Annotated in this window: 7 protein-coding genes; all 7 read right to left on the minus strand. The window is 47.1% G+C overall.

Annotated features, from left to right (window positions below):
• Positions 1 to 64 precede the first annotated feature (64 nt).
• The 7 genes from JAO78_RS15385 to JAO78_RS15415 all read right to left on the minus strand — a co-directional run bounded on the left by JAO78_RS15385 (position 65) and on the right by JAO78_RS15415 (position 11,479).
• On the minus strand, positions 65 to 3,715 hold the full coding sequence (locus JAO78_RS15385; RefSeq protein ID WP_226752256.1) for a VCBS domain-containing protein: 3,651 nt from the start codon (positions 3,713 to 3,715) through the stop codon (positions 65 to 67).
• Positions 3,716 to 3,838: 123 nt separating this feature from the next.
• The gene (locus JAO78_RS15390) at positions 3,839 to 6,877 is read right to left on the minus strand and encodes a TonB-dependent receptor (protein ID WP_226752257.1); all 3,039 of its coding nucleotides are present in this window, start codon (positions 6,875 to 6,877) and stop codon (positions 3,839 to 3,841) included.
• Positions 6,878 to 7,154: 277 nt separating this feature from the next.
• Positions 7,155 to 8,048 carry a polysaccharide lyase family 7 protein gene (locus JAO78_RS15395; protein ID WP_439647516.1) on the minus strand — a complete coding sequence of 298 codons (894 nt, stop codon included), beginning with the start codon at positions 8,046 to 8,048 and terminating at the stop codon, positions 7,155 to 7,157.
• 140 nt (positions 8,049 to 8,188) lie between these two features.
• Positions 8,189 to 8,839 (minus strand): bifunctional 4-hydroxy-2-oxoglutarate aldolase/2-dehydro-3-deoxy-phosphogluconate aldolase, encoded by a 651-nt coding sequence (gene eda, locus JAO78_RS15400; protein WP_226752259.1) that lies wholly within the window; start codon positions 8,837 to 8,839, stop codon positions 8,189 to 8,191.
• Positions 8,840 to 8,887: 48 nt separating this feature from the next.
• Positions 8,888 to 9,820 carry a sugar kinase gene (locus JAO78_RS15405; protein ID WP_226752260.1) on the minus strand — a complete coding sequence of 311 codons (933 nt, stop codon included), beginning with the start codon at positions 9,818 to 9,820 and terminating at the stop codon, positions 8,888 to 8,890.
• Positions 9,821 to 9,824: 4 nt separating this feature from the next.
• The gene (locus tag JAO78_RS15410; protein ID WP_226752261.1) at positions 9,825 to 11,132 is read right to left on the minus strand and encodes an MFS transporter; all 1,308 of its coding nucleotides are present in this window, start codon (positions 11,130 to 11,132) and stop codon (positions 9,825 to 9,827) included.
• A gap of 2 nt (positions 11,133 to 11,134) precedes the next feature.
• The gene (locus JAO78_RS15415) at positions 11,135 to 11,479 is read right to left on the minus strand and encodes a cupin domain-containing protein (RefSeq protein WP_226752262.1); all 345 of its coding nucleotides are present in this window, start codon (positions 11,477 to 11,479) and stop codon (positions 11,135 to 11,137) included.
• Positions 11,480 to 11,483 lie beyond the last annotated feature (4 nt).

Below are 11,483 nucleotides of genomic sequence, written 5' to 3' on the forward strand. Positions count from 1 at the left end.
CCGCCTTACTATTTACACTACACGTTTAATCTCTGAGCGCTCACCCAGCAGTATAGTAAAGGTGTTATTCCACCGCGACAACCGCCTCATTAGTGGCTGAGTTATAAGGTGACGCAGAATTGTCTGTATCCAGCGAGTCACCCACGGCATAAGATTCAAAATCGTCTGAGAACAATAGGGTTCTGCCCTCCGCATCGGCATAAATAGCAATATTATCTACCGATACCACACCGGTTGCAGGTATGGTGCCGCTGTTGCTACCAAATCTTACCGCAATGTGAGTGACACCACCGAAGGAGTTATTGTCTGGCGTAAAGCCATCGGCCGTAAACCGCACACCGTCAACCTCAACCGTGACCACCGGATTCACTTCAAGATTGCCACCTGGGTACTTCCAGGTAATCACCACATGCATAAATTCATCCAGCAAGACGTTGGCTGCGGAGGTGTCGACACCTGCCGGGCTGCGAACCGCAAAGCTATCGTCAGTGATACGCAGATCTAAAATCGCCCCATCGTTATTGGTGGCAGAATTAAACAGCGTAATATAGGCATCGCCATCACCCATTTCATCGTCTAAACGTTTGATGGCAAGCACAAAGCGACCTTCAGCCAGCGGGCCTTTGTCGGCAAGCGCATATCTTAACTCGCCGGTGTCAGTCGGATCGGTATCCCGTATTTCAGCAATTTTATTGCCCGGTGTGCCAGGGCCACTCGCTTCACCAATAGTTTCAATACTTGCCTCAGAGGTTGCTGAGTTATAGGGTGATGCCGGGTTATCTGTGCCAAGAGAATCACCATTGTTATATGACTCAAAATCGTCAGAAAATACCACATTATTGCCGGCCTTATCCGAGTAAATGACTAAGTCATCCACCGTAAATTTAGCCGTCTCTGGTCGTACGCCACTATTGTCACCGAACCGGAATGCAACGTGCGTGACACCACCGGTAGAACTGTTATCTGGTGTAAAGCCTTCAGCCACAAAACTGACGCCGTCTACTTCAACCGTTACCAGCGGATTAACCTCTAAGTTACCATTTGGATATTCCCATGTGATAACAATGTCCATAAAGGTATCTAACAACACGGTGGCTGCCGACGTATCAACATTGCTTGGGCTACGAACCGCAAAGCTATCGTCTGTGATACGTAGATCTAAGATCGCACCATTGTTATTGGTGGCAGAGTTAAATAGCGTGATAAACGCATCACCATCACCTAATTCATCATCTAAACGCTTAACCGATGCGGTAATTCGACCTTGTGCCAGTGGGCCATTACTGCCAAGCGCATAACGTAGCTCGCCAGTATCCGTTGGATCGGTATCAATAATCACTGCAACCTTATTGGCGCCTGCGGTTTCGCCACCCACACCATTGATGGTAATCACCAGTTCTGCGGTGGTGCCATCGAAAGATTCAATGGTGATCGTATCGGTTTCGCGTTCACCGCTCACTAAAGCCGCAATGGTAGCGTTGGTCGTATCAAGCAAGTAGCTCCAAGAACCGTCTTCCAGAATAGCAAAGTCGCCAAATCGGCTGCGGAGCGAGGCTGGCATAATAAAGGCTTCACCTTCATCTGGGTCAACCACAGTAACGGTTCCGGTCAAGGCTGCAGTAGCATTGCTTGCAATAGACGCCGTTAAGTCAAAGAAAACGGCTGGCGTTGGCTCAACAGTGCCATCCCCAACATCAAATACCACAACTTCAGAGTAGATCGCTAAGTTATAAAGACTGCCGACACCATCCAGGGTGTCACCCTCGGCGTAGCTTTCAAAATCATCTACGAATACGCGGGTGGTACCTGCAACGTCTGAATAAACCTCAATATCATCTACATAAAAAGAACCAAAAGGGATGGTTCGATCATTGTCACCCAATCTAAATTGTACCGCTTTAACGCCATCGGCGAACCACTGTTCCAGATTAACAAAATCAGGATCAACTACCGCCGCAGTGGAGAACGCCCCACCACCAATCACTTCATCGTTAATCGTAAGGGTTAATTGCTCAGCGGCATCTAAATCCCAGGTAATGTCAACGTTATAGAATTCGCCTTCCACAAAGGGGGCGGTAACGATGACACCCGGATAAGCGGCACTTTCTGTGTTTCTAACCAAGAAGCGGGGTGCAATGGGCATACCATCACTGCCCGTTTGCGAACCCTGAATACGCAAATCAATCAACGCCTCACTGGAACTACCAGAAGAACCATACAGTGTAATATAGGCATCTTTTATATTGCCATCACTGCCCAGGGTTTCATCTTTAGCAAAAGACGCACTGAGTTTACCTTTACGTAAACTGTTGACACTAAAGCGAATTTCACCAGTGTCATTACCCGTATCCGAAATCTTCACTAACTGCGTTAACGCTGCAATGCGGATCTTGATTTCAGCAGTCGTTCCGTCAATCGAGGTGATGGTCACCGTATCATTCACAGAGTTGCCAAGTTCTAGGCTGGCAACCGTTTCGTTGTTCACATCGACAGTGTATGACCAATTGCCTTGGGCACTGATACTGAAAGAACCATAGTCAAGCAGTTCGTTACTTTGTACCAGAATTTCATCTTCGCCAAAGTTCGGGTCAATCACAATAACAGAACCCGTTAACGGCTCGGTGGCAGTATGTTGAATGGTGCCATTTAAGGTCCCTTCAATGATTGCAGCAACAGGGGTGTTGTTGTAGCCAATCGCAGAACCAATAATATTAAGTAAAGAGACATCCACTTTATTTGCGATGACTGACATAGTTTGTAAATTAAGCTGGGCCGTTTCAAGGGCAGCTAACAGCCCCTCTGAAAAGGCACCATCAGCCAAATCAGCCGCGATGTCGGCGATTAACGTTGCCATATTTTTGTCAACGTTGTCGGCATCGAGTTGCGACAACAGTGCTAATACCGAGCCATAGCGGTCAGCATCTGCTGCACCAGCAGCGCCCAGATCTACAACGCCAATCTCGGTCGGTAACACAGTTGTAGTATCAAAACGAATACCAAAACGTGCATTGATGACTCGAGCACGCTCAGCAAAGGTGTTTAAGTTGGCACCTGCTGCCTGAACCGCCATTTCCGTTAAAGGCGACACAACATAAGAAGGTGCAGGCGTATCTGCAGTGCCTTCCACCACATTCACCACCGATCTTAAGGTAGGCGCTTCCAGCATTAAGCCGGTTGACTCATCTTTGTAGGTACCGCCTGAACACGAAATTAAGCCCGTACCTTCAAAATGCACATTAGTAAAAGTGACGCGACCCATACTATTGGAGATTGCCGTGGCCTGAGCCGGTGTTGCTGCAACACCCGTGTCAGTCACAGCAAATATTTCGCAATTTGCGGCGTCTATTGGCCCTTTTACCACATTGGCATTGACATCCAGGGTAGGCAGTATCACAGACGTCGATGCCCCTACGCCTTCTGTAATGCCTTTTTCATCAGTATATCTGGCCGACACAGAGATGATAGAACCTTCATCCGCTTCAGTGATTGTGTATGACGATCCCGTCGTCCCCGTTGACCACTGGTAAACTAGGGTGTCGCTTTTAATGCCGTCGGCATCCGTTACCGATGCCGAGAGGGTGGTGCCTGCGATTAATGCGCCACCACTGATACTGATACTTCCTCTGCTATTGCCAGCCAGTTCGTTATTATCACCACCACCACAACCGACCAAAGCGGTTGCCAAGATGATGGCTATCAGAGACTGTTTAAACATGCTTTCTGCTCCTAATGGTTCAGTACTAACAAGTGGCTTAGTGACTGAACAAAAGTAATATAAGTCAATACTCGCGGGCTTCGACTTTCTCCCGCATTCTGATTCAGATCTCTAGTGAATCGATTAGTACTTCAAACTAATACCGGCAAAGAATCGCGGACCGTAGTCGTTAACTTCGCCCAAGTTACCCTGCACAAAGAAATCCTGTGATTTGGGTGCACTGAACAGGTTAATCGCTTCCACTTTTACCCGAATATTTTTATTAATGCGGTAAGAGGCGCGGGCTTCCCATACGCCCACTTCATCAACATAACGCAGTCGGGTTCCGTCAGTGGTATAGGGCTGGAAGTATTCACTGCGATACTTGTAAATAAGTGCCGTATCAAAATCGCCGATTTGATAGTAGATCTGACCACTGAATACATGTTCAGAAAAGCCAGGGACCGAGCCAGGTGGCACAATACCTGCCGTCAATTGACGCGTGGTGCCATCTAAATCGGTAATAAAGGTATTTCCGTATAAGCTGTCTTCAAACTCGAAGTCCGTATCGGCGTAGTTGTAACCCAGCTTAACGCCAAGGCCATTGTCCCAACGATAGGCTATTGACGCCTCTAAGCCATACAGGTCACTTTCATTGTCCGTAGTGACCGAATTGGTAATCGGCAAGGTTACCGTCTGACCGTCAACAAGAAAGTCTTCCAATACGGTGCGTTGTTGGAACCCACCCTGGAATTGTTTGTAATAGAGGCTTAGCGCGAAGATGGAATCTTCGTTAGGATACCATTCAAATGCGACGTCGTAATTCCATGACATCAGAGGCTTGATATTGGGGTTACCTGAACCATTCACGCCGACAAATAAGTCTGCCAAGGACGTTGGCGCTACATCATCATCCGTTTGGAATGTGCGGCTATAACTCATATCACTGGGGTTCGCTCGTGACATGCCCCGGTAAATACCGGCCCGCAGCAAAATGTTGTCACTGTAATCGACGACCAGGTTAAAGCTAGGGAGTATTTCGGTATAACCGCCGCCGCCAGTAATCGACTCTAACGAATCGCCGGTAACCAGGCTCAGCACCCCTAATTCATTGGTAACAACATCAAAGCTGTTTCTAAAACCAATTGAAGTAACGTCGGTATCAACCAGCCGCACACCAAAATTACCGCGAATAAACTTACCGAACATTTCAGTATCGTAGTTGGCCATCAGATAAGCCGACAGGGTTTTTTCAGTAACATCCTGAGTTCCCGAGTTTTGATACTCAACTTCCGGGTAGGCAAAGCTCCCACCAACTGAATTCACAAGTGCTTGTGAGAAACAGACATTATCGTAAGTTGCCCATGATGAACCCGTACCACTGGCCACGACGTTACCGTTACTGTCGATGTGGGTAATCAGATTGCCATCAGACACAGAGGATAATAAGTCGGTTTCAGGGAAATTGATCTGACATTGCTGCAATACGTCTAATGCGGATATGGCACTTTCATCCAGCAATATTTCCGTACGTGAACCACTACCTTGGTTACCACCAAGCTGCACAAAACTGAGCTCTGACGCTCTCACCCCACCTTGCACACTGGAAAACACATTGCTTTCCAGCGCATATTTGAAATCCAAGCGTGCAGAAACAATCTCGTTTTCACGCACACCTTCTCTATCAAGACGGGTGCGTAAGCTATCTGTGAAATTCGAGATGTCGGTCACATCAAAATCAGTGACGGTAATATGCGGGATATACTTGCCCATTTCCCACGTTAAAAAGGGCCGGTCAATCGTTCTACCCCGGTTAGAAATTTGCAACTCTTCACGTTTGGTTTGCGAGTAACCAAAATCAGCCGTGATCGTTAAGCGGTCACTGAAAAAGTGTTCAACATTCAGGCCGTAACCAACATAATTTTCTTCACGAGAAAACTGCTCGCCGGCGGACTCAAAACGCTCTTCGCCTTGCCATTGCAGAATGCCGCCTACATCATTAACAATCAGATTTTCACCAGTGACACCCGGCGTAACGCGCTTTTGTAAGAACAGTAAGTCATGACGTGCTTCCGCTTGATTACGATCCGAGATTTGCGCGTCAAAGTTGATATCCCACGCATCGGAAGGGCGATATTGTAACGCAAGAAACACAGCATCACGCTCATCAGACGTTTCATTTTGGCGGTAACTACGGCTACTACCCGTCCAAGCGTAAGGCGTACCCGCACTTTGTGCATCACCCGTCACGGGGTTAATCGCGGTTTGATAACCTTGATTACTACTACCCACCACCCGATCTTCGCAATCACCGGCCGTACTGCGGAAAAAACCTTCATTGGTGTTAGTGGGATCGTTTAAACATGCCCACAAAGAAGCGCCAGTAGGGCCTGAACTGCGATATTCCGCTTCAGGTTGGCTGATATCCTGACGTTGCACACCAAACGAAACCCCTAAGGCCTGACCATTGTCAAACTCAAATTGGTCAACAAGGCTGAATGTTACCCGACCACCTAGATTGCCGTGTAATGAGTTGTCAATATTAGCTTCATCAGGGTTATAATTTACTTTTACCTCCCCCTGAATTTGCTGTTTACCGTAATCTAAAGGCTTTAGCGTTTCTAAGGTAATGACACCGGCCACACCCCCTTCGATCAGTGATGCGTCCTGAGTTTTATAAATCGCCACTTTTTGCATTAACTCAGACGGAAATTGTGAAAAGTTAACTGAGCGGTCACCACTACCATTTGTCGCTTCACGACCATTAATGTGCGTGGCACTCAAGAAGGGGCCTAAACCGCGAATCGTAATTTCTGTCGCACCGCCATTTTCACGGTGAGAGGCGGCACCTGTTATTGACTCTAAGGCTTCACCAATTGACAGTGCAGGTAAATCACCGATATCTTCAGCCGATAAACCATCAACCACCGAAGTCGCCTCACGCTTTATGGCAATTTGGTCTTGGATGGTTTTACGGGTACCTATAACCTCAATCACCTCAACTTCAATATTTTCAGCTTCTTTTTTCGGTTCAGCGTTCGCTTCTTGCGCTTTGGCAGACATCGCAATAAAACTGGTAAGAGAGACAACCAGTGCCATTTTTACCACTGTGGCGACAGGCGAAAGCCTGAAGTGTTTCTCTTGTTTACATCTGTCTGCATCATTATCAAATATCAGCGACATATCCTGTTCTCCGTTATTATTTTGTGCGGTTAGGTTTACCTGTTACCTGTAAGAAATTTATTTAACGTTCGAAATATAACCAAATCAAAGCATCATATCAACCAATTATTAAACACATATATTACCAATGATAATTACCAATGAGAATTTGAAAGATGCAACAGGTAAAACACCATAAAGAGAAACAGCTAAAACGCCATAAAAAAAGCGCAAACTGGTTAACCAGCTTGCGCTTTTTTTATGGCTATGTATTTAGCGTTACATTCAACAAAAATGGCTAATTATCGTGCTGATTTTCAAGGTGATAGAACGTCGCCTGTACATAGTCTCGAGGATCGCCGCTATTGTTTTGGTTATAAACACCCGCTTTAAAGTACATATATTGATTATTCCTGTTATAACCACTTTTACTCATATCGATGGATTTAGTGATATTGGCTTTGCCAGGACGAATGATAGTGACAAACAACACACTGTTTTCCACTGTAATTTTATAGCTGAACTTCTCATTCAATCCGATGCCATCTTCGGGATTGACTAAGGTGTGGGAGCGCGAGCCGATAATATGAACCCAGACGTCATCGCCGCCATTGATCTCATGCGCAAAATAAATAGAGCCCTTTTCATTATTAGGGAGTTTTCGGTAATAAAGGCGAATGGGCTCATCGTCTGTTGCATGGATCTGGCCAATGATCACTCTGCCGACTTGTTTCTCATCGCCCGTTATCGATACCCTATTAACGGCAAGTGTTGCTTCTAGGCTGCCTTCAACAGCGCCAGCATTGCGTTTAACTGAACCGTGCGCTTGGCTAAAAACCCAGTTATTCTTGGTTATACCTTGCGTCTTGATCTGAGTATTGCCGCGCCTGAGCATTTCGCGCAACTCTGTTCTGGCATACTTGGTATTGCTTGAAGTTTTGGCACCTTCATTTGGACAAGCGAACACCATACCGCCATCCTCGGCGGTGTAAAACAACGGTTTCAGTTCAAAGCCATCAGCTAATGCCCGCTCGTAAACAATGTCGGCTTTTTTATCTTTGTTCAGATCCGTTGGCAGCGTTAAACTCCAATCCAGCAGATCAAAGTTTTCACTGGGTTTTTTCGCAGGATCCAAATGCGTAAAATTTCCCAGTAATACCCCTTGCGCTAATTGTTGGTGGGATACTGGCATTACAATATTGCTGTCACTCTCGTCATTTTCATTGGCGTAAGTGACGAAAACGGCCAATAACATTAAGCTCAGCGTCAACATGCGGTTTATTGTTTTCATTGTTGTTCCTTTTGCTCTACCAAGACGATCCCCGAGTGCTTCTAAGTCACTGAATGGGTCATTTCTGCACCTTGTCTATTCAGCGCTTGATAGCAGGCGGTGGTAATGGCTTGCCAATTACCCTGTTCGACCCACTTAGCAGGTGCAACCCAGGTACCGCCTACCGCAAACACATTGCTCAATGACAAATAGTCCTGCATATTTTGCTGATTGACGCCACCGGTCGGACAAAAACGAACCGACCGGAATACTGACGATACCGCCTGCAAGAAGGGTACCCCGCCCGACAGTGAAGCCGGAAAAAGTTTCATTTCCGAGTAGCCATGCTCATACGCCAGCAAAATATCACCGGTATTAGACACACCCGGTAGCACCGGCACGCCACAGCTTGCCAATTCAGTCAATAGCGTCTTTGAGGTTGCTGGGGTGACAATGAAGTCAGCACCGGCTTGCAGTGCCTGATTCAAGATCCGGGCATCGATCACCGTGCCTGCGCCGACTTTCAGTTGCGGCACTTCTTGCTTAATCGCCGTTAAAGCGGCAAGAGAGGCTTCTGTTCTCAATACTACTTCGACCAGAGTAAGCCCGGCATCCGCCATAGCTTGGGCAATTTGCACACCCTGTTTTGGTGATTGCGCTTGAATAATAGGGAGTAATGTCTGTTTTGCCATCAGTTCAGAAAAACGCGTCATGTCTGAATATCTCTTTAATTAATAATGTATGTTGTTTTGCCGTAACAGCTATATGCCTACTTCAGACATGGCCTGTTTGAATGCTGCCAAAGGAGCTATCGCGCCCGGGTGCTGGATCACCGTACCGGCGGCTTTAGCGCCTAGTTGTACCGCTTCAAAGACCGATCGTCCTGACAAACGCGCCCCTAAATAAACGCCATTGAACGCATCTCCGGCAGAGGTGGTATCCACCACATTGGTAACAGGGGTGATCTGGTGACTGTGCCGTTCTGTGCCAATTTGTGTGACAACGGATTGCGGCCCATTTTTTACCACCATTTCCTCCAGTTGATATTGCTGGCAAAAGTCTAGCGCCTCTTCTGCAGACGCAATGCCATACAGCACGCTAAGATCTTCAACGCCAGGTAAGGCGATATCACTTATTTGAAAGGCTTTATTAAACTGCTCAATTGCCGCATCTTTGCTCGCCCAAAGCTGCGCCCGATAATTGGGATCAAACACCAGCTTCACGCCAGCTTGCTTTAAGCGAGCCAGTTTTTGCCAAAAAGCGTCTCGGCTGTCTTCGTCAATAATGGCCAGCGGAATGCCTGAAAAAAAGAACATGTCTGCTGCCGTTAATTGTTCAACTACATCATCGGTTAGAAACTGCACCACTTTTTTGGCGGCGGAATCGTTACGCCAGTAGGTGAAACGCCGCTCACCCGCGCTATCAGTCTCAATGAAATACATACCCGCCACTTTGCTTGGATGTTGAAACACAAATTGTGTGTCTAAATCCTCACTTTTAAATCGGCTAAGCATTTTTTCACTGAGTCGGTCACGACCAATGGCGGTGATCATGGATACGGTTATTGTTGGAAAACAGCGTTTCATATATACCGCTGAGTTATAGACATCACCAGCAAACGAATGCCCCATCGTCGAGTCATCCAGTTCTCTTAGTTCAACCATGCACTCACCAAGAAAAAATATCTTCGTCATGTTCTTACTCAGCTTTCTTTAAAGGTTCGATACGGGGGATCAAAATCCACACCGCGGCAGCTGCGGTTATAGCTAATGCTGCACCTATCACGAACGCGGGAGTGTAATTGCCGTCTGCTGTAAGGTAAGGCACCAAAGAGGTCAGCCCCACTGCACCTAACTTAGCCGCCATGCCAGAAAACCCGGCTAAGGTACCCACTGCACGCTTGCTGTAAAGATCGCTAGGAAGTGTTTGCACGTTACCGATAGCCGTTTGGAAACCAAATAAAATCAAAGCCATAATTAACACCGCAGTAACAGGCTCTCCTGGATCGGCCATCGCAAGTAATGATGGCAACATAATTAAGCAGCCCAAGGTGATGGTCAGTTTACGGGTTTTATCCGCACTCCAACCCGCGTTCAGTCTGTTCTGGGCCAGCAAACCACCAAACCAGGCACCAAACATGGCGCCCACATAAGGTACCCAGCCATAGATCCCGATAGACTTCACATCCATACCGTAGACTTCATTCAGGTAAATCGGGATCCAGAACACAAACAACCACCAAATTGGATCGATGGCCGCCGAGGCAATAATGACGCCCCAGCTTTCCTTGCGAGAAAGCAGCTCCTTGGTAGTAGGGTTATATTCTGCCTCTTCTGGCAAAGCTGCCTGCTGCGGCGTCAGTTTCGGTTTTTGACCGGTCAGGATATAGTCGCGTTCTTCTTCGGTGATCCATGAATGCATGGCAGGTGGCGCTTTAACTAAAATCAGCCAAGGTACCAGCCAAAGAAAACCCACCAGACCGATAATCACAAACACCATTTGCCAACTAAAATAAACGGTAAGAAACGCAATCAATGGGATAGAGATAATGCCGCCAATGGCCGCACCTGAGTTAAAAATACCCTGCGCTAATGCACGCTCTTTGATTGGAAACCACTCAGCATTACCCTTAGTAGCCCCTGGCCAGTTACCCGCCTCGGCAACCCCCAAGATCGCCCTGAAAATAGCGAAACTCAGCACGCCTTGTGCAAGAGCATGCATAATGGTCGCCAATGACCAAACACCGATAGACAGCACGAAACCGATGCGGGTACCCACCCAGTCAAAAATCTTGCCAAAGATTGCCTGACCAAAGGCATAGGCGAACACGAACACCACAGAGATGTTTGCGTAAATTTGTTTGCGTTCCAGTGCCGATTTTTCAGGAAATAAATCCTCTACAATAGCTGGCCAGAGCACACTGAGCGATTGACGGTCAATGTAGTTAATGATGGTCGCCAGCGCGATCAACATCACCACCCACCAGCGTAAACCTTTAATTTTCATGATTAATCCTCTAGAAAGTCTTCTCTGGGCGGACTGAAGGTGTCAATTAAGATACCGCCGTTGGGACATACTGCACCGTGCTCTACAAAAGGAGGGATCAGGCAACTGTCGCCGGGTTTCATCACTTTGATTTCCCCACCAACATTAAATTGAAATTCTCCTTCTTCCACATAGGTCACCTGTGAATGACGATGTTTGTGTACATAACCTTCGGCCCCCTTGGCAAACCACACTTTCACCATCATCAGCTCGTGGTTATAACCCAGTAGCTGACGTTTTAAGCCGCCGCCCAAATCTTCAATCTCGGCCTCAGCACCAGAGATAAAATGGTTACTTTGCTTGCTCATATGT

Source organism: Alishewanella maricola, from assembly GCF_016343785.1.
In the GTDB taxonomy this organism is placed as follows: Bacteria; Pseudomonadota; Gammaproteobacteria; order Enterobacterales; family Alteromonadaceae; genus Alishewanella; species Alishewanella maricola.

Bases quoted from the DNA above. Each gene is read 5' to 3' on its own strand.
- JAO78_RS15415 (WP_226752262.1), bottom strand. From the start codon at position 11,479: ATGAGCAAGCAAAGTAACCATTTTATCTCTGGTGCTGAGGCCGAGATT.
- JAO78_RS15390 (WP_226752257.1), bottom strand. From the start codon at position 6,877: ATGTCGCTGATATTTGATAATGATGCAGACAGATGTAAACAAGAGAAA.
- eda (WP_226752259.1), bottom strand. From the start codon at position 8,839: ATGACGCGTTTTTCTGAACTGATGGCAAAACAGACATTACTCCCTATT.
- JAO78_RS15405 (WP_226752260.1), bottom strand. From the start codon at position 9,820: ATGACGAAGATATTTTTTCTTGGTGAGTGCATGGTTGAACTAAGAGAA.
- JAO78_RS15395 (WP_439647516.1), bottom strand. From the start codon at position 8,048: ATGCCAGTATCCCACCAACAATTAGCGCAAGGGGTATTACTGGGAAAT.
- JAO78_RS15385 (WP_226752256.1), bottom strand. From the start codon at position 3,715: ATGTTTAAACAGTCTCTGATAGCCATCATCTTGGCAACCGCTTTGGTC.
- JAO78_RS15410 (WP_226752261.1), bottom strand. From the start codon at position 11,132: ATGAAAATTAAAGGTTTACGCTGGTGGGTGGTGATGTTGATCGCGCTG.